Source organism: Pontibacter sp. LHS1, from assembly GCF_058932855.1.
The window spans coordinates 164,970-188,078 of record NZ_JBZYWF010000004.1; the positions used below are offsets into that span (position 1 = coordinate 164,970).

At 48.6% G+C, this 23,109-nt stretch carries 21 protein-coding genes and 1 tRNA gene; 13 read left to right on the forward strand and 9 right to left on the reverse strand.

Translation table 11 applies throughout. From position 1 onward, the window contains the following. Positions 1-33: 33 nt before the first annotated feature. Positions 34-116 (reverse strand) — tRNA-Tyr (locus AC5FXQ_RS10045). A gap of 154 nt (positions 117-270) precedes the next feature. Next, positions 271-2,823, reverse strand: coding sequence for a M1 family aminopeptidase (locus AC5FXQ_RS10050; RefSeq protein ID WP_493602308.1), 2,553 nt, complete (start codon positions 2,821-2,823; stop codon positions 271-273). An 87-nt stretch (positions 2,824-2,910) separates the two neighbouring features. On the opposite strand from AC5FXQ_RS10050, the gene AC5FXQ_RS10055 reads away from it, so the two are divergent. From AC5FXQ_RS10055 to frr, 3 genes are all read left to right on the forward strand, one after another. Continuing rightward, positions 2,911-3,408, forward strand: coding sequence for an acyl-CoA carboxylase biotin carboxyl carrier protein subunit (locus AC5FXQ_RS10055; RefSeq protein ID WP_076420894.1), 498 nt, complete (start codon positions 2,911-2,913; stop codon positions 3,406-3,408). An 84-nt stretch (positions 3,409-3,492) separates the two neighbouring features. After that, positions 3,493-4,278: a UMP kinase gene (gene pyrH / locus AC5FXQ_RS10060; RefSeq protein ID WP_493602309.1), complete on the forward strand. Its 786-nt coding sequence runs from the start codon at positions 3,493-3,495 to the stop codon at positions 4,276-4,278. A gap of 59 nt (positions 4,279-4,337) precedes the next feature. Next, a complete protein-coding gene (gene frr / locus AC5FXQ_RS10065) occupies positions 4,338-4,901 on the forward strand; it encodes a ribosome recycling factor (protein ID WP_493602310.1) in 564 nt (187 codons plus the stop codon). A gap of 81 nt (positions 4,902-4,982) precedes the next feature. Here the strand turns inward: frr and nadD are convergent, their stop codons facing one another. From nadD to AC5FXQ_RS10085, 4 genes are read right to left on the reverse strand one after another with little or no spacing between them, the layout of a single operon-like run. Then, entirely contained in the window at positions 4,983-5,555 is a 573-nt protein-coding gene (gene nadD / locus AC5FXQ_RS10070; protein ID WP_493602311.1) for a nicotinate (nicotinamide) nucleotide adenylyltransferase, read from the reverse strand. Continuing rightward, positions 5,552-6,136 (reverse strand): guanylate kinase, encoded by a 585-nt coding sequence (gene gmk, locus AC5FXQ_RS10075; RefSeq protein WP_493602312.1) that lies wholly within the window; start codon positions 6,134-6,136, stop codon positions 5,552-5,554. Before gmk ends, nadD begins: the two co-directional genes overlap by 4 nt. 6 nt (positions 6,137-6,142) lie before the next feature. Then, positions 6,143-6,424 carry a zf-HC2 domain-containing protein gene (locus AC5FXQ_RS10080; protein WP_007653447.1) on the reverse strand — a complete coding sequence of 94 codons (282 nt, stop codon included), beginning with the start codon at positions 6,422-6,424 and terminating at the stop codon, positions 6,143-6,145. Between the two features lie 25 nt (positions 6,425-6,449). Continuing rightward, a complete protein-coding gene (locus AC5FXQ_RS10085) occupies positions 6,450-7,043 on the reverse strand; it encodes a sigma-70 family RNA polymerase sigma factor (protein WP_007653448.1) in 594 nt (197 codons plus the stop codon). Positions 7,044-7,313: 270 nt separating this feature from the next. On the opposite strand from AC5FXQ_RS10085, the gene AC5FXQ_RS10090 reads away from it, so the two are divergent. The 4 genes from AC5FXQ_RS10090 (at position 7,314) to AC5FXQ_RS10105 (ending at position 13,680) form a co-directional block, all read left to right on the forward strand. Beyond that, a complete protein-coding gene (locus AC5FXQ_RS10090) occupies positions 7,314-8,855 on the forward strand; it encodes a glycosyltransferase family 2 protein (RefSeq protein ID WP_493602313.1) in 1,542 nt (513 codons plus the stop codon). Between the two features lie 229 nt (positions 8,856-9,084). Then, the gene (locus AC5FXQ_RS10095; RefSeq protein WP_493602314.1) at positions 9,085-12,057 is read left to right on the forward strand and encodes a two-component regulator propeller domain-containing protein; all 2,973 of its coding nucleotides are present in this window, start codon (positions 9,085-9,087) and stop codon (positions 12,055-12,057) included. A gap of 30 nt (positions 12,058-12,087) precedes the next feature. After that, positions 12,088-12,828, forward strand: coding sequence for a LytR/AlgR family response regulator transcription factor (locus tag AC5FXQ_RS10100; protein ID WP_493602315.1), 741 nt, complete (start codon positions 12,088-12,090; stop codon positions 12,826-12,828). 114 nt (positions 12,829-12,942) lie between these two features. Further along, positions 12,943-13,680 (forward strand): glycosyltransferase family 2 protein, encoded by a 738-nt coding sequence (locus tag AC5FXQ_RS10105; RefSeq protein ID WP_493602316.1) that lies wholly within the window; start codon positions 12,943-12,945, stop codon positions 13,678-13,680. A gap of 61 nt (positions 13,681-13,741) precedes the next feature. On the opposite strand, the gene ahcY is transcribed toward AC5FXQ_RS10105, so the two are convergent. Together ahcY and AC5FXQ_RS10115 are read right to left on the reverse strand one after the other, a co-directional pair. Then, on the reverse strand, positions 13,742-15,049 hold the full coding sequence (gene ahcY / locus AC5FXQ_RS10110) for an adenosylhomocysteinase (RefSeq protein WP_076420904.1): 1,308 nt from the start codon (positions 15,047-15,049) through the stop codon (positions 13,742-13,744). A gap of 162 nt (positions 15,050-15,211) precedes the next feature. Next, positions 15,212-15,901, reverse strand: coding sequence for a DUF4397 domain-containing protein (locus tag AC5FXQ_RS10115; protein WP_493602317.1), 690 nt, complete (start codon positions 15,899-15,901; stop codon positions 15,212-15,214). A gap of 134 nt (positions 15,902-16,035) precedes the next feature. Here AC5FXQ_RS10115 and AC5FXQ_RS10120 point away from each other — a divergent pair, with 134 nt between their 5' ends. The 6 genes from AC5FXQ_RS10120 to AC5FXQ_RS10145 all read left to right on the forward strand — a co-directional run bounded on the left by AC5FXQ_RS10120 (position 16,036) and on the right by AC5FXQ_RS10145 (position 22,315). Further along, on the forward strand, positions 16,036-17,232 hold the full coding sequence (locus AC5FXQ_RS10120) for a THUMP-like domain-containing protein (protein ID WP_493602318.1): 1,197 nt from the start codon (positions 16,036-16,038) through the stop codon (positions 17,230-17,232). Positions 17,233-17,524: 292 nt separating this feature from the next. Next, positions 17,525-17,959, forward strand: a complete 435-nt coding sequence (locus AC5FXQ_RS10125) for a hypothetical protein (protein WP_493602319.1) — start codon at positions 17,525-17,527, stop codon at positions 17,957-17,959. Positions 17,960-18,106: 147 nt separating this feature from the next. Then, positions 18,107-18,310: a hypothetical protein gene (locus tag AC5FXQ_RS10130; protein WP_493602320.1), complete on the forward strand. Its 204-nt coding sequence runs from the start codon at positions 18,107-18,109 to the stop codon at positions 18,308-18,310. An 85-nt stretch (positions 18,311-18,395) separates the two neighbouring features. Next, positions 18,396-18,581, forward strand: coding sequence for a hypothetical protein (locus AC5FXQ_RS10135; protein ID WP_493602321.1), 186 nt, complete (start codon positions 18,396-18,398; stop codon positions 18,579-18,581). A 102-nt stretch (positions 18,582-18,683) separates the two neighbouring features. Beyond that, positions 18,684-19,418: an EcsC family protein gene (locus tag AC5FXQ_RS10140; RefSeq protein ID WP_493602322.1), complete on the forward strand. Its 735-nt coding sequence runs from the start codon at positions 18,684-18,686 to the stop codon at positions 19,416-19,418. A gap of 230 nt (positions 19,419-19,648) precedes the next feature. Beyond that, positions 19,649-22,315, forward strand: a complete 2,667-nt coding sequence (locus tag AC5FXQ_RS10145; RefSeq protein ID WP_493602323.1) for a TonB-dependent receptor plug domain-containing protein — start codon at positions 19,649-19,651, stop codon at positions 22,313-22,315. Positions 22,316-22,355: 40 nt separating this feature from the next. Here AC5FXQ_RS10145 and AC5FXQ_RS10150 read toward each other — a convergent pair whose 3' ends face one another. Then, positions 22,356-22,955 carry a DNA-3-methyladenine glycosylase gene (locus AC5FXQ_RS10150; protein WP_493602324.1) on the reverse strand — a complete coding sequence of 200 codons (600 nt, stop codon included), beginning with the start codon at positions 22,953-22,955 and terminating at the stop codon, positions 22,356-22,358. Positions 22,956-23,109: the final 154 nt, after the last annotated feature.

Here is a 23,109-nt window from a genome sequence, read left to right on the forward strand (position 1 = left end):
GAAGCAAACCATTAAATAGCGTGGTCTTAATTGTGGGGAGAGCAGGATTCGAACCTGCGAAGTATCACTACAACGGAGTTACAGTCCGTCCCATTTGGCCGCTCTGGAATCTCCCCTAATATTCAACCTGGCTGACTTATTCAGCCTTTCCTTAGTACTTCAAAACTGTTTTTCAGTCCGCTGTTCGTTCTAAGGAGATGCAAAATTAAGCGCTTTTTCTTTCCAGTCAAATATTCTCTAAAAAATTATTCACTTTTTTTTCTGGGTGCTCTACAATGAAACCTGATTGTACAGTTCCAAAAGCCTTTTGTCCTGCTCATTCGCTCTTATCTCTTTGAGCAACTCTACTATCTCTGGACGCTCTGAATGCACCATAAGTGTCTGAAAGGCAGCCATACGCACATAATACAGTCGGTGCTCCTGTGCCAATTCTGCCAGCATACTTACTGCTTCCGGTGTATAGGCTTCCGGGTTTACCGCCATAAATGCGCCATAGCTCTGCAACAGATAATATAGACCTACTCCTTTGGCACTTTTCATCTGCTTCATAAACCAATCATACTTTGCTGCCCCTCCTTTCACTGCATAGTATGATGCCAGTGCCAGCACGATCTCCTCGTTTGTCTCCTTTTCAAAACTGGCCAGGCGTTGGTTAATGTCCGGCGCCTCTGTCATGGCATAGCTCAGTATACCTGCGGCTGCCACTTTGTAGGAGTCATCCGCCATCGCTTTCTTATATAGCTCGCTATACTCATCATCGCCCCATTCTGAAAGCAGCATGACAGCACCCGCTCTTACCTCCCCTTTCTTATCGCTTTCAGCCATTTGCTTCACAATTGGCTCCAGCGTTTCAGTCTGCCTGGCTGGCAAACGCCCCGCTACATCCAAAGCAAGATTCCGAACTGCCCAAAATTCGTCTTTCAAAGCGCCCTGCAACAAGCCGACCATTTCCTGCTGGCTTAACTCTTTTTCCAACTCTTCCAACGCCTCTAGTTTTGCAGCCAACACGCCTGCGTTGTTGAACTGAAACACCAATTCTTCGGCTGTCTTCGCATGCTCTACAGTTCCGAGTAGCTGCTGCTCGCTATCAAACAGCACAAGCTGCGGCTCTGCACTCACAGGCAGGTTAAACACCTGGTTGGCTTTAGTGATCTCGATGGCATGTTCCGCTTTTTTACCATTTCCCCAGACTGCTACTTTCAGAGGCAATCTGTACACTGGCTGGTAAAGCGTGTCCTGTTGCTGCCATACCTGCAGTGTAAGCGCACCGTTCTGATAGGTATGGCTTACTTTAAGTTCCGGATGACCGGCTCGCAGGAACCACTGATCAAAGAACCACATCAAGTCTTCGCCAGTAGTATCTTCGAAGGCCATGCGCAATTCAGCCACCTCTACATCTGAGAATTTGTTCTGTGTGAGGTAGCGGTTAAGTGAAGCAAAGAAAGCTTCATCTCCAACATACTTGCGAAGCATGTGCAGCACACGACCGCCTTTGGCATAAGAGTGGCTGTCGAACATATCTTCCCGGTCGGCATAGCGATAGCGAATCAGCGGTTCACGCTTGCTTTCGGCTTCATCAAGGTACTGCCCCAGTTCGTCCAGGTGATGAAAGGCGGCCTCATCTGCGCCATACTTGTGCTCCGTCCACAGGTATTCAGAATAGTTGGCAAACGCCTCATTAAGCGGCAGGTTAGCCCACGACTCCGTGGTGACATAGTTGCCGAACCACTGGTGGAACAGTTCGTGCGCAATGATGCCATCCCAGTTTTTATCCAGCAGTTCCCGCTCATTCAATTGCAGGTCTTCCATGAAGGTGGAGGCCGACGTGTTTTCCATAGCTCCTGACACGAAGTCGCGCACAACTACCTGCGAGTATTTAGACCACGGGTAATCCACACCTAGTTTCTTTGAGAAGAACTCAAGCATTTCGGGCGTGTTACCAAATATCTTCTTAGCAGTTTTCTCATAAGCCGGCTCCACATAGTAGTTCACTTCCAGGTCTCGCCACTTGTCTTTCACTACGGCGTATTCCCCAATGGCCATCATGGTCAGGTATGGCGCATGCGCTTGCTCCATTTTCCAGTAATCGGTCTTGGTACCATTCGCGTTTTTGCGTGAGTAGACGAAGGTGCCGTTAGAAAGAGTGGTAAACTGCTGGTCCACGGTGATGTATAGCTCCTGCGTCATGCGCTCGTTTGGCGAGTCAATGGTCGGGAACCAGGCAGAGTTCGCTTCGGTTTCGCCCTGTGTCCAGATCTGACGCGGCTTGTTTGGCTCCTCCCCTTTCGGGTTGATGAAGTAGAGTCCTTTGTCTTCGGTGATGGCATCACTGCCACCTACTGCCAGTTCATTTGGCTTAGCTGTGTAGTCTATTTCAATGACATACTTGTCGTTCCGGGTATATGTCTTGTCCAGGTCAATTGTCAGTTTCATTCCGTCGTAGGTATACTGAAGCTCCTTCGCATCAAACCCATTCATCAGGTTTACGCTGTGGACATCAAAACCTTTGGCATCGAGCACTAACTGGTTCTGCGGATAGAAATAAGGTTTAAGGGTAAGCTCTGCGATGCCATGCAGGTACTGCTTGTCCCAGTCAAAGCTTACGCGAAGTTTGGTATGCAGCAAGTCGTGCACCCGTGTTCTGGAGGGATTGAAGGCATGGTTCTTTGGGGCCCACACAGGAGGCTCGGCAATCTCCAAAGTCGGTTTGCCTGTTACTGGCTCAACCGCTGAAGTTGCCTTCGTTTGTTTGTTCACTCTGCAACCGCCTGTAAAAGCCATAGCGGCAGCAAGGCCAACTATGCTCAGAAACCTATGATTCATGATGGAATGTTTTAATTTTGAGCTCAATTTCTAAAAATACTCTGATAAATCAATTATCTTTAAGCTTCCAAAACCTGATTTACAAAGATGCTCCAGATAAAAACCGCTAACGACAAGACATGGCAGGTTGATATTCAAAAAGACGCTATTCTCCTTAATGGATCACCTTTCAACTGGGATATTTCGCCACTTGGCCCTAACAGGTATCATATCATAAAAGACGATAAGTCGTATACCGCAGAGTTGGTAGAAGCTGACTATCAGGCTAAAACATTCACTTTTAAGATAAACGGCATCAAGCAGACCGTGAGCGCGAAAGACCGCTTTGACCTGCTGCTCGACAAGCTAGGCATGAGCAATGCCAACGCCCAGAAAGTGAACGATGTGAAGGCTCCTATGCCTGGCTTGATACTTGAAATAAAAGTGCAGCCCGGGCAGGAAGTAAAGAAAGGCGACCCTATCATGATATTGGAGGCGATGAAGATGGAAAACATCCTCAAATCTCCTGGAGACGGCGTGGTGAAGGAAATAAAGGTAGCCGTGAAGCAGAACGTGGAGAAAAATCAGATCCTGATTCAATTTTAATTTTTTTGTGTTGCCGGATGGGCAGCACGTAGTGCCTTGCCGCGACATGAGCACCATAAATGTTAACATTACTATAAAACGACCGTGAAGTATAAAAGAATATTGCTGAAGTTAAGCGGCGAAGCGCTAATGGGAGAACAGCAGTACGGCATTGACTCTGACAGGCTGATGCAGTACTCGCAGGAGATTAAAGAAGTGGCCGCACTTGGCGTTGAGGTAGCAGTAGTTATAGGTGGAGGCAACATCTTTAGAGGTGTGCAAGCTGAGCAGGTAGGCCTTGACCGTGTACAGGGCGACTACATGGGTATGCTGGCCACTGTTATCAACAGTATGGCATTGCAGAGTGCACTTGAGAAGCTGGGTGTCTATACCCGCTTGCTGTCTGGCCTGAACATTCAGCAGGTATGTGAGCCTTATATTCGCCGCCGTGCAGTACGTCACCTCGAAAAAGGACGTGTCGTAATTTTTGGGGCCGGCACCGGCAACCCTTATTTCACAACCGATTCAGCTGCGAGCCTTCGTGCTATTGAAATCGAAGCGGATGTGGTACTGAAAGGCACACGCGTAGATGGTATTTACTCTGCTGACCCTGAGAAAGACCCGAATGCAATTTTCTACTCCAACATATCCTTCAAAGATGTGTTTGAGAAAGGTCTGAACGTAATGGATATGACAGCTTTTACGCTCTGTAAGGAAAATGGCCTGCCAATCATTGTGTTTGACATGAACAAAGGTGGCAACCTGAAGAGACTAGTGCAAGGTGAGAAGATAGGCACGCTTGTGACAATGGATGACCTGGCTGAGTCAATAGAAGAAGCTGTGGACAAAATCCAGGAATCGGAGAGTGCCAGAACAACCGACAAAAATTAATATTTTTGCAGCATAATCATTATACTAAAACGGAAGAACCTTATTAAGCTAAAATTGATATGACGGAAGAAATTCAGTTTTACCTCAGCGAAGCCGAGGAGTCGATGCAGAAAGCAGTGCAGCACACAAACTCTGAGCTGCTCAAAATTAGAGCAGGCAAAGCTTCCCCTGCTATGGTAGAAGATCTGCGTGTGGATTATTACGGCTCACAAACACCGATTTCTCAGGTTGCCGGCATTACCACGCCAGATGCCCGCACACTCCTGATCAAGCCATGGGAAAAGAACATGTTAGCTGAAATTGGCAAAGCCATTAAGAACAGTGACCTGAACCTGAACCCGCAGCACGAAGCGGATGCTATCCGTCTGAATATTCCTCCGCTAACTGAGGAGCGTCGCCGCGACCTGGTAAAGCAGGCAAAAAATGAAACCGAAAGCGGCAAAATCGCTATCCGTAATATTCGCAAAGATGTGAATGAATCGCTGCGCAAGCTGCAGAAAGAAGGCACTTCTGAGGATGCCGTGCGTGATGCAGAGACCAAAGTCCAGAAAATGACGGATGCCTATATCGTGAAGATTGACGAGCTTCTGGCGAAGAAGGAAGCTGAGATCATGACCGTGTAGATAACATTCTTATACCTTTACAAAAAGGAGAAGCCCGCTGAACGTTCAGCGGGCTTCTCCTTTTATAGGCTTATGCAGTATTTACAGGTATAGCTTGTGCAACTTGATATACTCAGCCACCTCGTCTGGCACCATATACTTAATTGACTTCTCCTCTTTGATGCATTTCCGAATAAACGTAGCCGATATATCCAACACAGGAGCTTTGATGAAAGTCACATTAGGCATAGCCGGCAATTCGGTGGTAACAGAGCCAGAGCGCGGGTACACGTACACACGGTGGTATTCCAGTATACGATCATAGTTCTTCCATTTCGGGAAGAGCGGCAGATTGTCCTCCCCCATGATCAATACAAACTCGTAGCTTGGGTACTTTTCCTGCAGGTAGGTAAGCGTATCGATGGTATAGCTCGGCTTGGGCATGTTGAACTCGATGTTCGACACACCCAGGCTAGGGTTATCAGCCACGGCCAGCGACACCATGTGCAGGCGGTCAAACTCGTGCAGCAGCGTATTGCTGGGCTTAAAGGGGTTCTGTGGCGACACCACCAGCCAAACCGTATCCAGGTCTGTGTTATTGGCCATGAAATTAGCCAATATCAGGTGCCCGATGTGGATGGGATTAAAGGAGCCGAACAGCAGCCCTACTTTCATACAATAGCCGGTTCAGCGTTCAGAAACTCGTTTACCAGTTTTTCTGCCTTGGCGCAGGCTTCTTTCAGGTTGTCGTTTACGATCACCTTGTCAAACTGGTCTTCAAACTTCAGCTCAAACTCAGCTTTGAATACGCGGCTCGAAATGCTGGAAGCAGAGTCGGTGTTGCGGGCCTGCAGGCGTTTGGCCAGTTCTTCTATTGAAGGCGGCTTCACGAAAACCGCCAGTGCTCTTTCTTTGTAAAAATGCTTTATACTTAATCCTCCTTTTACATCCACGTCCAGTATCACGTGTTTGCCACTTTTCCAGATACGCTCTATTTCAGATTTCAAAGTGCCGTAGAAGGCGCCTTCGTATACCTCTTCCCACTCTACGAATTCGTCTTTTGCGATCTTCTGCTTGAATTCTTCCGGTGTTATGAAGTAGTAGTCTTTTCCGTTTTCTTCGGTGCGGCCGCGCTTATCGCGTGTGCAGGCCGAAATAGAGAAGGCAAGTAGTGGGTTTACCTGTAAGAGGTGCTTTACAATAGTAGTTTTGCCGGCGCCGGAGGGTGCCGAAAAAATGATAATCTTTCCTTGCATCAGAGGTTATACAGTTTCTTGAATTCTGGCTTTAATGGACAAAGCTAAGCTTTCCGGCACAATTACGCGCTTAAGATGACCACTTACAAGCCCTTTGAGGAGTTTTTGCTTTTGATGGCTTTCGAAGCAGGGAACGCACTCTTCGATGTGAGTATTAAAGTAGGACTGCTCTTCTGTGGAGGCCTCTCCATCAATCATCAGGTCCAACAACTTGGCAATTTTGTCGCATTCCGACTCATGCCCGTCTTCAGAAAGTTTCTGGTGCGCTTCTGTAAATTTCGATTCCATCTTAACTCAAACTCTTTAGGTTATTCTAACTGTTATATCCCATGCTCTTCGCATACTTTTCCAACTTCTCTTTCAAAGAGTTACGGGCACGGTGCAGCCTGGAGCGCACGGTACCTATAGGTATATCCAGAATTTTAGCCATTTCCTCGTAGGTGAAGCCCTCGAGATCACAAAGTATGATCACGGTTCTAAAGTCGACCGGCAATGCGTTTAAGGCACTGGCCACTTCGTCGCCAATCAGGTCCTGTACACTTTCGGTGCGCATGTCGGTGGTGGAGGCCACGCCGCCCTCGCCTTCTACGTCGTCCGAATTGTAGTACCCCTCGACCTCACTATAGTCTACCTTGGCAGGCTGTTTGCTCTTTTTCCGGAACTCATTAATGAAAGAGTTCTTCAGGATTCGGAACAGCCAGGCTTTTGCATTAGTTCCTTGCTCAAAGTAATCGAAAAAGCGGTAGGCCTTCAGGTAAGTCTCCTGTACCAGGTCATTGGCATCATCTTCATCGAGGGTGAGCCTGTAGGCAAAATTGTACAGAGGATCCAGCACAGGCAGTAGCTCCGCCTCGAACCGGGCATCTTTTTCCTCTTTACTCAACTGTTTACCTGTTTGCTCGCTCATTTGACTTGATTTTGTAATTTATAAAGTCGTAATCGCGTAATTATACGCAAATATAGAAATTTTAATTACATACCTTTCTAGCCGCCTTTGGGTTGCACGGGAGCTATAATGGTATGCACAGGACAGGCAGCTTATGAGCCGCTCTTATTCCTTTCTTTATTAGAAACATACGGATTTTCAGAACTTTCAGCAGTTCCTGAGCATTTTTTTCATTGATTTAGGTGTTAAAGCTTAATTTTGCAGCTCCATCCACATAGGGAGTTCCCATACATGAGCCAACCAATATCGGTTACCATCCTGACTAAAAATAGCCAGCAGCATCTCTCCGACTGCCTGCATTCCTTGCAGCGCTTTCCTGAGATAATTGTACTGGATAATGGCTCTACAGACGAAACGCTGGCTGTTGCGGCCCGCTTTCCGAATGTACGCATCGTGCAGCATGCCTTTATCGGATTTGGACCAATGAAGAACCTTGCCGCACAGCACGCTACACACCCGTGGGTCCTCTCCATTGACAGTGACGAAGTGCTTTCACCTCAGCTAACAGAAGAAATTCTGCAGCTCGACCTCCACGATACGTATAAGGTATACAGCTTCCTGCGCCATAACTTTTACGGCAAAAAGCACATCAAAGCCTGTGGATGGGACAATGATTATGTGCTGCGCCTCTATCATAAGGAAACTACCCGCTTCGCTGACCTTCCTGTGCACGAGTATATTATAACAGATGGCTTACAGGTACAGGCTTTGCGCGGCACCATGAATCACTTTTCCTTCAACAGCATTTCGCAGCTGATTGCTAAGATGGACCAGTATACTACACTCTTTGCTAGAGAGAAGCGGTTCCGGAAGCGCTCCTCCCCTGCCATCAGTTATTTCAAGTGGGCTTTCTCTCTCTTCAGGAACTATGTGCTGCAGCGCGGGTTTTTGTACGGGTACGAAGGTATGGCCATCTCCTTCTCGAACGCTAACGGCACTTTTTACAAATACATGAAACTGCACGAAGAAAACCAGCGCCTCGGCGTCAGCCTGATCGTGACAACCTATAACTGGAAGGAGGCCTTGGGCACAGTGCTGCGCAGCGCCTTTCAGCAGAGTGAGCTCCCGCGTGAGATCATTGTGGCCGACGATGGCTCCCGCGAAGACACACGTGCTCTTGTAGCGCAACTAGCAAAAGAGTCGCCGGTGCCGGTGCTGCACAGCTGGCAGGAAGACTTGGGTTTTAGAGCAGCGGAGAGCCGCAACAAGGCTATTGCGATGGCAACCGGTGAGTATGTGGTGATTATTGATGGGGACATGGTGCTTCATCCTGACTTTTTGAAGGGCCACCGCCGGGCTGCCCGTAAAGGTTATTTCACACAAGGTAAACGCGTACTCCTGAGTCCCGAGTTGAGCCAAAAGCTGATCAATCGCGGCCCCTCTCCTATCTCGCCTCTTTCATCAGGTATAAAGAATCGGTTCAATGCCACAAACTCGCCTTTTCTGTCAAGGCTTTTCAGTAAGGACAAGGCAGGAATCGCTTCAATCAAGAGCTGCAATATGGGTTTCTGGATGGAAGACATCGTGCGCGTCAACGGCTTTAATGAGAACTTTGTAGGCTGGGGGCGAGAGGATAGTGAGTTTGCCATCCGCCTGCTAAACAGCGGCACCAAGCGGCAGAACCTTGCTTTCGGCGGTATAGCCTATCATTTACATCATCAGGAGAACTCCCGCCAAAGCCTGGCAGCTAATGATGCACTCCTTGAGAAGGCCATTTCTGAGAAAAGCACCTTTTGCCCTAACGGCATCAATAAGCACCTTCACAGAGAATAAGTATTCATTCCCGTCTTGCCAATGCCTATACCTGTTGCCCAAGACCTCTGCAACAGGTATAGGCATTGAATTTCTAATAACCCACCTGCACACAAAGTAATTTTATAACATCAGGTATAGCCTGCAGGCAACAAAATTATTGCTTTAGAGTAATGTAAATATTAAGCTATTTTTTATTACAAAATACATTAGCTTCCTGTATTGTTACCTCTAACGCCCTTGCTTCCGGATGCGCCTTTTTGCTCTAACACTCTTACTGGCAGTTTCGCTAAACCTGCAGGCGCAACAGTTCAACTTCCGGAACTGGTCGCTTGAGCAGGGCTTACCGCAATCCCAGGTAAATGACATCCTGCAAGATCACAAAGGGCAGCTCTGGGTAGCCACACTGGGGGGACTTAGCCGCTTTGACGGGTCTGCATTCCATACCTATACGAAACGCGATGGCATGAGCAGCAACAGTATAAGCTGCCTGCTGCTTGACAGCCGCCAGCGCATCTGGATCGGGACTACTGATAAAGGCTTGATGCTGCTCACAGGCAACAACTTTTATGCCTATGACCTGGAGGCGGGTCTGCCACCTGGAGGGGTTTACAGTATATCAGAAGACAATCAGGGTACTATTTGGGCAGCCACAGACAGCGGTGTTTACTACCTGGCCAAGAACGCATTTGTGCAGCACACCGACTTACCGCCCATCCGTTACAATGATGTGCTCTTCACGGCCACAAATGAGCTTTGGGCAGGAAGCGACTCTCAGGGGGTGTACAGCATCACATCCAGGGGAACAAGTAACTATACCTCCACCAACAGCCCCTTACCTTATAACAGCATCAATGTATTGAACCAGTCACCTGACGGCACTATCTGGATAGGTACTGCCAACGGTGCGGCAACTTTCAGGCTGAACAAGCTGGAGAACTTTGAGCTACCGCCAGGCATAACAAGCCCCAATATAAGAGACTTCACAACCGACAATTATGGTCATCAATGGTTAAGTCTGAACCTGAATGGTGTTCTCAAATACGATGGCAAGGAGTTTCAGCACCTGACCCGCTTCAGCGGTCTGCGCACAGACAGAGTTAACTGCATCACAACAGACCGTGAAGGGAATATCTGGATTGGAACAACCGGTCATGGCCTGATGCAGTACCGTAACCCCTGGTTTGTACACTTCTTTGATATGGGACAGGTGAAAGAGCCTGTCATCTCAGCCCTGGCACAAGATACTAAAGGCAGGGTATGGCTGGGCACCGATGACGGCTATGCTGCTTATATGGAGGGTGGCATTCTAAACTGGCTGCAGACTGACATTTGGCCAAAAGGCACTACCCTGCATAGTATGTGGGTGGCGCATGAAAATGATGTTTGGGTATGTACCAGCAAAGGGCTGTACCGTTTGGGGCCCGGCAAAGTAGCTCATTACAGCACGGCGCAGGGGCTGCCCTCAGCGGAAGTGTTTCAGGCCATGCCCTTACGAAATGGCGACCTGTTACTCGCCACTGCTACCGGATTGGCTATTTTGCCTCCCAATCAGCAATCTATCAGGCCATTGCACAAGCCACAGCTCACGGGCAACGTATATGCCCTGCACCGTGACAGCCAGGGCAGGATATGGGTTGGCGCTGAGAAAGGTGTATTCCGGTACGAAAACAATGCCCTAGCCGCTGCTAAGGGACTGGGAGAAGCTGGATTCCGTGAAATACACTCCATAACGGAAGATGAGTGGGGCACTCTGTACTTCGGTGGTTTCAACTACGGCATTATGGCCTGGCATGACAAATGGAAGGCTCCTAAGGTATACAACTCCCGGAACGGACTCCCCAATGAAGGTATAAAGAGCCTGTTTGTTGATAATACCAACCACCTCTGGGTCGGCACCAGTCGGGGCGTGCTAAAAGTGCAGCTTGATCAGCTCCATGACCGGGGGCGCCTCAGCATCCGGGCCTACGCTAATCAGGAGGGGTTCCGGGGCCTAGAAGTCAGCAACAGGGGAATCACTCAGACCCCAGACGGTACTGTGTGGTTTGCCACTGCCAAAGGCCTGACCATGTACCTGCCCGACATGGACCGGCGCAATCAGGTTTACCCCAATACGATCCTAACCAATATTATGCTCTTTCTGAAGCCTACTGACTGGACAAGCATGGGCTACACCACCGACTCAACTAACGGGCTCCCTGTGAACCTTCGGCTCCCACACCACCAAAACCACCTGACCTTTGACTTTCATGGCATATCTCTAACCGCCCCAGACCGTGTGCGTTACCGCTATCGCCTCAAAGGTCATGACGACCATTGGTCTGCTGTCACGGATCACTCCTTTGCCACCTATGCCAGCCTCGACCCGGGCACCTATACCTTTCAGTTACTGGCAGCCAACAGTGACGGCTACTGGACGCCTAGCCCACTTACCTATACCTTCACCATTGTACCCCCTGTGTGGCGCAGAGAGTGGTTCATCGTGCTACTGGTACTTATCGCCACCGGCGCAACGATCAGCCTGATAAGGCTGCGCGAAAGAAGTCTGGTAAAAATGAATACCCTGCTCGAGCATAAGGTACAGTATCGCACGCAGCTGCTGGAAGAGAAAAACCGTGAGAAGGAAATTCTGTTGAAGGAGATCCATCATCGCGTTAAAAATAACCTGCAGATCATTATGAGTATGCTCAACCTGCAGGCCCGGCACGTACAAGACCCGAATGCACTCGAAGTAATGCAGTCTGTAAGGGGCCGGGTTAGGTCGATGGCGATTCTGCATGAACGCCTTTACCAGCACGAAGATCTGGCCTCCATTGATCTGAATGCCTACATAGAAGACATATGCGAAGGCTTGTGCGCCACATATGGCACCAAAGAGCGCCATATCAAAATCAAGCTTGATATACCTACTATCATGGTGGAAGCAGATACAGCCCTTTCATTAGGGCTGATTGTAAATGAGCTTGTTTCCAACTCCATTAAATATGCCTTCCCCAACCGGTACGGGCAGATCGCAATTTACCTAAGGCCAGAACAGGAAAATGCTTACACCTTGACTGTACATGACGACGGTGTAGGCTTACCTCCCGACTTTCGGGAACGACGCAAAAAGTCGTTTGGTCTCCAACTGGTGTCCTCATTAGCCAGGAAGCTTGGGGGTAATATCGAATTCCAAAATAATAATGGTACAAAATCAATATTGTATTTTGTTTTGGCATCGTAACTCCCTAATTTTACGTATGAGATTAATGCTATGACAAAACCAAAAATTCTTATTTCGGAAGACGAAATTATAATCGCAGAAGACCTGGCTGCCTGTTTGGAAGAGCTAGGTTACCAGACGTGTGGCATCGACTCCGGTGAGAACACTCTAGAGATGATTCGGACCTTGCAACCAGACCTGGTGCTGCTCGATGTGAACCTGAAAGGTGATGCAGACGGGATAGAGATCGGCTCTAAAATACGGGAGGAGTTTGACATTCCTTTCATCTACCTGACCGCCTATGCCGACAAAGCCACATTGGACAGGGCAAAGAAAACAGAGCCGGATGGGTTCCTGGCCAAACCCTTTGACGAAAAAAACCTGCGTTCAGCTATTGAACTTGCCCTTTACAAGCATGACTCCGGGCACAAAGCAGTGGACAACGGCGCAGGCAAGGCACCCAAAGAAGCCGAAACGCAGACCGATTACATTTTTGTCAAGGTAAAGCACCGCATTATCAAGGTACAGTATAGTGACATCTTGTGGGTAGAAGCCTATGACAACTACTCTTTTATTGTTACTGTAGATCAGAAATACCTGGTTAGCTCTACACTCAAGGACATGGAGCACAAGCTGCCTTCCAGTAATTTTGTGCGGGTGCACCGCTCCTATATTGCCAACCTCGACAAAGTAGAGGCGCTGGAAGAGAACGCAGTCGTGTTTTCTAAAGGGGAGGTTCCGATCGGCAAATCCTACAAGAAGGCCCTGATGTCGCGCTTCAACATCATTTAATAGAAACTCACAAGTCATACGTAAAGCTACAGGTTGCCCTGACTCTGAAATATATACAGAGCCAGGGCAATTAATTTAGCGCTCCCGCTATCTTTGTGCATTCACTCAGTTTTAATGAATATGCCTAAGGGAATCACTGTCGTTATTACCAGCTGCAACCGCTTCGATCTGCTGGAGGCTACACTGCACAGCTTCTTCAGATTCAACACCTACCCCATTGAGAAAATCCTGATCATAGAAGATAGCGGAGACGGCAAGGGACTGGAAGGCGTGCTGCGCAAATTCAGTTATGACAAGTTTGAGACGATCGTGAACCCGGAGCAGCTAGGCCAGCAGAAGAGCATCGACAAAGCCTACAGCCAGGTAAATACCGAGTACATCTTCCATTGCGAGGATGACTGGGATTTTCTGCGCAAAGGCTTTATTGAAGACTCTCTTGCTTTGATGGAAGCATTCCCGAAGCTGGTCACAGTGTGGGGCCGCAGTGCCAGCGAGTACCCTGCTGACTTCTTTAGCCACGGCGTAAAGGAGTTTGAAGGTATACGCTACCGGGAAGTCCAAAAAGATATCTTTACGCTTAACCCCAGCCTGAAGCGTGTGAGCGACTATCGCCTGATGGGCAGCTTTGAGCAGTATACGCCAGGGCAGTTTGAAAAGGAGATCTCAGATTTTTACGCAGACCTGGGCTATACCGCTTTCATCCTGGAGGAGCCTTATACTAATCACCTGGGCTGGCATCGTCGCATCCACTTCCGGGACAAAGCCAATAAATACCTCAAACTTGACAACAAGTTTAAGCAGGCCAAAGCCTCGGTTTACAAACTGCTGAAGATGGGGAAATTTAAGAAATAGGTTTAAACAGGAAAGCCGGAGCATCAGCTCCGGCTTTCCTGTTTAAAAGCAATACTCAAAATTAGTATCTGTAGTACTCAGGCTTGTAAGGGCCTTCTACTGTCACACCAATGTAAGCAGCCTGGTCTGAAGACAGTTCGTCCAGTTCCACACCAATCTTGCTCAGGTGCAGGCGGGCTACTTTCTCGTCCAGGTGCTTCGGCAAGGTATACACTTTGTTCTCGTAGGCCTCAGCGTTTGTCCACAGTTCGATCTGGGCCAGCGTCTGGTTAGAGAATGAGTTTGACATTACAAATGAAGGGTGACCAGTTGCGCAACCCAAGTTTACCAGGCGGCCTTCAGCCAGCACAATGATGTCTTTGCCTTCGATGTTGTAAAGGTCAACCTGCGGCTTAATGGTATCTTTTGTATTACCATAGCTCTTGTTCAGCCAGGCCATGTCGATCTCGTTGTCGAAGTGACCGATATTACAAACGATCGCCTTGTCTTTCAGGAGACGGAACTCACGCTCTGTGATAATATCCTTATTACCAGTAGCGGTCACGACAATATCAGCCTCTTTGATAGCATCAACCATCTTCTTCACAGCAAAACCGTCCATGGCAGCCTGCAGGGCGCAGATCGGGTCAATCTCAGTCACGATCACACGGGCACCTGCTCCACGCAAAGAAGCGGCAGAACCTTTGCCTACGTCACCGTAACCAGCTACAACGGCTACTTTACCAGCCATCATCACGTCTGTAGCACGACGGATCGCATCTACCAACGATTCTTTACAGCCATACTTGTTATCAAACTTAGACTTGGTTACAGAGTCGTTTACGTTGATAGCAGGCATCGGAAGTGTTCCGTTCTTCATACGCTCGTACAGACGGTGAACACCTGTTGTCGTTTCTTCAGAAAGGCCTTTCACGCCAGGAGCTAGCTCAGGGTATTTGTCGAGCACCATGTTGGTCAGGTCACCACCGTCGTCCAGGATCATGTTGAGCGGCTTGCGGTCTTCGCCGAAGAACAGGGTTTGTTCAATGCACCAGTCAAACTCCTCGGCTGTCATACCTTTCCAGGCATAAACCGAGATGCCGGCAGCGGCAATAGCAGCGGCAGCGTGATCCTGTGTAGAGAAGATGTTGCAGGAAGACCAGGTAACTTCGGCCCCCAACTCTACCAGCGTCTCAATCAGCACAGCCGTCTGGATAGTCATGTGCAGGCAGCCAGCAATGCGGGCACCAGCCAATGGCTTGCTCGGGCCATACTCTTCACGGATGGCCATCAGACCAGGCATTTCAGCCTCTGCCAATCTGATCTCTTTGCGGCCCCATTCGGCCAGCGAAATATCTTTTACTTTGTACTTAAGTGTTGTATCGATCATATTTTACTTTTTTCTTAGGGAAGCACAAAATTACAAAATTTCTCACTCAACTTCAACATAATAGCACTACTCAACTGAAAGTCAATTAGTTTGAATTTCTTTAAAATACTGAGGCCTGTACCAATGGCACAGGCCTCAACCAGGTAGCTGTCTTCTTCGCGGTTATCGGTTCGTAATTATCTCGGCACCAAGCGAGTTGGTGTTGTCAGCCGGTGGCGACACAAAACCTCTGGCGAATACAGTATAGATGCGGCCGCTGGCCAGCTGTACGTTTGGCACAGCCAACACTACGGTTTCTGTTCCGGCCAGTCGCACTTCCAGGTTATAGGAGCCTGTCGGTACAGGGGTAAAGGGGGTCGCCTCTTTAAATTCGCTGTTGCTGAAGAGCACAGGTCCACCCGCTACGGCAACGTCTACTGCCGGGGCGTCAGGTGATAAGTGCACAAAACGCACGTGCGCATTATCGGAAGCCGGAGCAGTCAGGTCATCCATTAGAACCAGTGGCTCTATATTGCTCAGCGTGTTGATCGCGAACACAGAGTAATTCATGTTACGCTCCAGGTCCAGGTTGGCATTGATAACTGATGTGTTTGTGCCAGCAGCGTTTACTTTCACATTGCGACGGCCAGCCGGCACCTCCAAGTAACCTGTGTTGTTCGGGAAAGTGAGAGCAGCTGAATTCACTTTCTCATCATCCACCAGCAAATCAACGCCGGGTGCGTCAGGTGAGGCGTGCACTACCATTACATTTGCATTTTCGATAACAGTCATGTCGTCATCGTCATCATCACAGCTTGTTAGTACCATGACCGGCAGCACTGTCAGCATCATGATTTTCATCCATTTCTTCATAGTAGTCTGATAAATTATTGATAAAAAATTTCTTTTAGCTGTGAATACAACCAGCAGGTATAAGGATTGTTTGCGGTCAGTCAGTTTTTATGAGAAAAACAGGGCTGATTAAATTTGTACCTTTGCCGTGTACCATGAAGCACTATACCCCGGAAGAGAGAGATTTTATACAGCAGCACCAGCACCGCCAGCCTGCCGAGCTGATGCTGCAGGCAAGCCGTTACCCGCATTTGCCGGTGGCTGAACTGGTAAAGCAGATCCAGGCACGACAAAAAGCCTCGGACAAGCTGCCGACCTGGGTAGCACACCCGGATGTGATATTTCCAACGGCCGTATCAGTTGAGCAGACTTCTTCAGAGGCAACAGCTGCTTTTAAGGCTTCACTGGTAAAAGGCAAGCTGCTTGTTGACCTGACTGGCGGGTTTGGGGTAGACAGTTTCTATTTTGCGAGGCAGTTTGAGCAGGTGGTGCACGTGGAGCAGAACAGCGAACTTTCAGAAATAGCCGCCTATAATTTCAAATTGCTGGGCGTTACCAATATTGATGCTGTTAATGCCTCCGCAGAAGATTTCCTTCAACAGTTTACTGGTAAAGCCGATATGCTATACCTGGATCCGGCACGGCGCGGCGAAAGGCACGAAAAGGTGCACCTGCTGCAAGACTGTGAGCCGGATGTGCTGCAGCTGCTGCCGGTACTCTTTGAGAAAGCAGATGCTGTGCTCCTTAAGACCTCCCCTATGCTCGACATAGAACTGGCGCTAGCGCAACTGGGCTCAGTGGCCAGGGTATGGGTGGTTGCACTGCACAACGAGTGCAAAGAAGTGCTATACCTGCTTCAGCCCCATGCAAAGGCAAACCCCACCCGATATGCGATCAATCTGATGCCGGACGGTAGCATACAAACGCTTACTTTCAACAAAGAGCAGGAAGAGCAGACTTTTGTCAGCTTCGCCGATCCAAAGGCCTACCTTTACGAGCCTAACTCCGCTATACTCAAATCAGGAGCCTACCGCAGTGTGGCCAGTCAGTTTGGGCTACAGAAGCTGCACCCTAACAGCCACCTTTATACCTCTGAGCAGCTTATACCTGATTTCCCGGGCCGAACCTTTGCCTGCCTGGGTACGGGCCGCTATAACAAGAAAGAGATCCTTGCCAGACTCCCGCAACGCAAAGCCAACATCACAGTGCGCAATTTCCCAGAGTCAGTGGCTGACATTCGCAAAAAGACAGGTATAAAGGAAGGGGGCGAAGACTACCTTTTCTTCACTACTGATATGCACCAGAAGCCAATTGCGATCTTCTGCCGGAAGGCAACATCCCCTACCATGTAATTTTTTTTCAGTTTTTTTATGGCGCTTTAGTTTTTGCAGCTCTTTATAAAATCCTACCGCCTTTCCGTTTAGCCCTTTCAGATCAGCCTCTCAATATATTCAGGCACAAGCACATATACCTGTTGTTATACTTACATAGCCCTATATAACCATGGCTTTGCCAGTCGGTTTTATTGCTATACCTGTTCCAACACTGACCTGGCTAAATTACTAACTGCAAGAATCTTAGTCCGTAAAACAGAGGGTCCCGTCTGGTACGGAGACACTATGTTAAACATATAACACGAAAGCTATGAAACGCAATAATGAAGAAAATCAGGATCAGAGCAATAACCTGAACCAGAATCGAAATAATAGTCAGAATCAACCTAGAAATGAATCTGGTGAGTTTGAAAGCACTTCCCGCTCTCAAAGCAACCCGTTGAGTCAGAGTGGTCAGCGATCACAGAGCAGCAACAGCAACCAGGGCCAGGGTTGGCATGGCGACTCGCAAGGTCATGCGCAAGCCGGCCGACAGAGCCATAAGAATGACAGCTCATCGTCATCTATCAGCAACAGTTCATCTCAGGGTAGTCAGTCACAGGCCAGAAGCAGCAACCAGTCGCAAGGCAGTAGCAGCCAAAGCCAGGGGAGAGGCTGGCACGGTGACTCTGAGGGACATGCAGAAGCAGGACGCCAAAGTAACAAGAATGACAACAACTCAGGCTCCGGCAGCAATAACTCCTAATATAGTTTAGCTGAATATATTACAGAAAAGCCCGTGGCAGATGCTGCGGGCTTCTCTGTTGTATATGTCACATGCCCAACCAGTACCATGGGGTGCCGTAAAAACATTATAAATGATTTGTATCAATAGAATAGAAACAGGAAAGCTATGAAAAACGAAAAAGATCCAAGAAAACACCATGAATCAGTAAGCAACCCGGAGAAGTCGTTTGAGGACGGCAAAAAGGGCGGTAAGCCATCTACAGATACCACTGGACAGGCATCTAATGTACTGAATGCCTCCAAAATTGTAGGTAATGCAGACTCTTCAGAGGGGAATAATTCCAAGGAGAGCAAACAGGACAAGCCGTAACAAACAAAAGCTGATAAGCAACATTATCCGAATACCAGGCAGCCTGTAGGGCAGGATAGATTATTAACTTAAAAGAACTTAACTTATGAATAACGAAAAAGAAAATAAAGACTTGGCAAAAGGCCAGAAGCAATCAGAACTGGACAAGAAAAATAAGAGTAACAGTTCAGACACCAGCAATAGCCTGCATCGTGATGCGGTAGGGAAAACAGGTTCTAACAACCCAACGCCACAGGCCCGCACCGACAACGAGCAGCAGAACCAAGAGTAGTAGAACAAAAAACAGAATGATAATCTGTATATTAGGCCAGCCACAGCAGTTTCATGTTGTGGCTGGCCATTTCGTATATATACTGCCTACATCTACCATTCTATGACTGCATACGAACAGCACGCTATCCATGAACTCAGAAACTGGCAGCATGAGATGTGCGGCAGACCTACCTTCGTAAATAAGCTGGCAAAGCGCATGCAGGACAAGATTAACAGCTACATTCCGGAGAAGGTGCATCAGGCTGTTACGGCTACCATAAAGCAGATGGTGCGGGCCGTACTCTTTGGCTCAGAGCTCATCACCAGGAAGCCTTACCCCTTTTCTTCTTTGCAGCTCAGTGAATCCATAGTGCTGAAACGCATTAATTTCTACAGAAAGGCAGCTGCCGCAGAAGGAGGCATTACCGGAGCAGGCGGCTTTCTGCTAGGTTTAGCGGACTTCCCGCTCCTGCTGGGCCTGAAGCTGAAAATGCTCTTTGAGATAGCTGCACTCTACGGCTATTCTGCCGATGATTACCGGGAGCGCGTATACCTGCTCCACATTTTTCAGCTTGCCTTTAGCAGCCAGGAGCGCCGCCGGGAGGTATACCTACAAATCGAGCACTGGCAGCAGCAGGCACAGCACCTTCCCGAAGACATCCACCAATTTGATTGGCGCACGTTTCAGCAGGAGTACCGCGACCACATAGACCTGGCTAAGATGGCGCAGCTCATACCTATTGTAGGAGCACCGATCGGAGCTGTGGTTAACTACCGACTCATCAACAAACTAGGCACAACTGCCATGAACGCTTACCGCATGCGGTGGCTGGAGGAGAAAATGGAAATTTTCTAAATATTTTCGTTTTTATATATTAGTGGCGTAATATTTGTTCATGAAATATTTACTACAGGCGCTGCGTCTAAGTGCACAGGTATAACTCTTTATACCTGTTTATAAACAAACTTAAGCCCAAACATATGAAAAGAGTTTACCTCGTTTTCCTCCTCTCGCTTTCATTACTTCTGCTTTCTTTCAATCTTAAGCCTAGCCAAGGTAACAACGACCTTGTTCAGAGGCTAACCATGCAATTACAGAAGTTCTATACCTTATTCCCGCAAGAGAAAATATACCTGCACCAGGACAAGTCGCTGTATAGTCTGGGCGAGACCATATGGTTCAAGGCATACTTGAAGCTGCCCAAGTCACACCCCGATTCCCTCAGCACAGTACTATACGCCGACCTCATCAGCCCAGACAACAAGGTACTGTTCACGAGGAGACTGAAAGTAAAAAGGGGTGTGGCTCCAGGTGATTTTTACCTGCCCGACACGTTACCGGAAGGTCTGTATCAAGTGAGGGCCTATACCAACTGGATGCGGAACTTTGACCAGCAGTACTTCTTTTCGAGGGAGATAAAAATCACGAACCCCAACCTACGGGAGACGAAAGCGAGCGTTGCTTTCCGGACGGCCTCACACCCAAAGGGCGATTCGGTTACTACTACACTACAGTTGTACAAGCATCCCTTCGAGCCGGTGAAACAACTTAAATTGAAGGCCCAACTGATCGCAAACGGTAAAACCATCCAAAAGCTTAACCTCGAAACTGACCAGGAAGGAAAAGCCCGGATATATCTGAACCTCGACCCAACACAGACAAGCAACTGGAAGGAGGCCATACTTTTGGTACAGTCCGACAGCAAACAGGACAGCTTTAAGAAGGCGTTAAGGCTTCCAGTTGGCAAGGCAAACCTTGATTTACAGTTTTTCCCGGAGGGCGGTTATCTGGTGGAAGGTATAGCATCACAAGTGGCGTTCAAAGCCATTGATATCAACGGCAAAGGGAAAGAGGTAACAGGCGCGATTTACGACCAGGTTGGCAAATTTGTTCAGCCGTTCCAAAGTGAGCACCTGGGCATGGGAGCAATTACACTGACTCCTGAACCTGGCAAAACCTACATAGCCCGTGTGCAGCACGCAGACGGCTCCACAGAAGCGTTTGACCTGCCAGTCGCCAGGAAAGAAGGCGTTGTCCTGCATATCAATCGCCGCAATGCGCATGCCATCAACTTCAGGCTGACCAACAACTTTAGTAGCAGCAATTCTGTTGGTCCGCTATACCTAATCGCTCATGCCGGAGACAGCGTTATCTTCGCTATCCGAGCAAATACCGAAAAGAAGTTGCTGGAGTCCGACATTCCTGTCTCACGATTCCCGGAGGGGCTAATTCACTTCACTCTGTTCGACAACAACGGTGCACCGCTCTGCGAAAGGCTGGCTCTGGTCAACCAACCGCGTCAATTGAACTTGTCCATCTCTACTGATAAGGCGACCTATGGCAAACGCGAAAAGGTAAAAATGCTAATAGAGGCCAAAGATCAAGCAGGGAAGCCAGTAGCGGGGAATTTCTCCTTGACTGTACGGGATGCCCTGAGTGCGTCAGAATTAGTTTTGTATGAAGAGAATATCTATACCAGCCTCTTCTTAAGCAGCGACTTAAAAGGGCATGTAGAGCAGCCGGCCTATTACTTCGACAAGAGCCAACCCAAAGCAAGCCAGCACCTGGACCTGCTGCTGCTGACCCAAGGCTGGCGCCGATTCACCTGGGATGATATGCTGCAGGACAGATTTCCGACCATTGCTTACCCAATGGAGCAGAGTATCTCGTTCTCAGGCCATGTGGAGAAATCAACTGGCAAGAAAACTCAACAGAAAAGTAGTCTTACTGCCATCTTCCGTCCAAATGCAGGCGCCGATTCTGTGGCAGCCGCAGCCTTTCCTCATGTTGTAACCGCTGAAACTAACCCGAACGGAAGCTTCAACTTTGTTGGCCTCGACTTTGAAGATACGCTCAAGGTCTTCCTTCAGGCCCGGACACCAAAGGGTGGCAGCAATCAGGCAATAAAGAGAAACATCATCAGTCCACCAACACCAGATTTCTCACCGCTCCAAGATGACCTGCTAGATGTCAATCAACGAGTCGCCTACCGGAGTATGATGAGTGATTGGGCAAAAGCAGAAAAACAATATTTGATTTCCAAAGGCTCTATTCTGCTGAGGCAGGTGAATGTAATCACAGAGAAATCAGAACCAAATGGCCAGTTTAGAATTCACGACAAGAAAACCGCTGACGCTATAATCACTATTCCACTAGACCGGCCGCCATTTAATAATGTGCTTCAGTATTTGGATGGCAGAGTGGCAGGTGTGCAGGTAACAGGCACCGGAAATAATATGCAAGTGACTGTAAGAGGAATAAATAGTATTGAGTCCGGCACAACTCCTTTGCTCTTGCTCGATGGCATGCCAATAGGTATAGACCAGATTAACATGGTGCATCCGATTGAAATAGAATCAATAGAGGTATTAAAAGGAGCTAATGCAGCCATTTATGGTGCTTTATCTGGTAACGGTGTGATTGCGTTTTATACAAGGAGAGGCGATGCAAATTACGCTAATGAGGCAGCGCCCGGTGTGATTAGCTTCCGGTTGCCCGGCTACAACAGAGCTACTGAATTCTATATACCGCGCTATAATGTGCCCAACGACCGTCACAACCTGCCCGACTACCGTAGCACACTGCATTGGCAACACATGATCACCACAGACGCTTCCGGCAAAGCAGAAATCACGTTCTATACCTCTGATGTGGTGACAGAATTTGTCTCCATCTGCGAGGGCATCTCCACAGGAGGAGTTGTCGGAACGGCAGCCCATAGGTTTAACAGTCAAAGTGTAGAGCAGCCGTAGCCTGCTTAGCGGAGCCTGCTGTCAACGCCAGGCTCTGCTCCTACTTTTTCCGGCTCACCCATTTGTTGCCTTTCAGCCAGAAGCGCCAGGGCAGCAGCGCATCATCCCCGGCATAGTCTATACCTACACGAGGGCCAATGGCTATACCTTCGGCAGGTAGGTCTATACCTTTGTCTTCTATCCAGATGGTGTCGCCGGTGAGCGGTTCGCCATAGTGGCTGCGGTCTATACCTAGGGCAATGCTGAGCACTCCCGGCCCGGCCGTCAGGTTAGGCTTGGGAGTGGTCATGTTGCGGCGCAGCAGCATTTCTTCTATACCTTCTGTTGGCTCGATGGCCCGCACCAATACAGCGTCGGCTTGCCCTTCGACATTGGTAATGATGTTGAACAGGTTGTACATGCCATACACCAGGTATACATAAGCCACCCCGCCCTCGTGATACATAATCTCGGTGCGCTGGGTGCGGCGGTTCATATGCGCATGGCAAGCTTTGTCGTTTGAGCCGGAGTATGCCTCCGTTTCCACAATGATGCCACCGGTAAGGATTCCGTCGTGGTTCGTGTAGAGGTATTTCCCCAGCAGGTCCTGCGCCACCTGCACCACATCCGGTCGGGTATAAAAGTCTTTCCTGAGCTTCACTTATGAATGAATAATGAGCAATTTTTTTGTAAGATTAAGTTTAATCATGTACTACGTGCGAATTGAGAGGAGGTAGCACAACCTGCTGTCAGTCCAAAAGCTACCAACCTGGATTTGCCCCTGATGCCGCATCTGGCTTATCATTCCTGTCAAC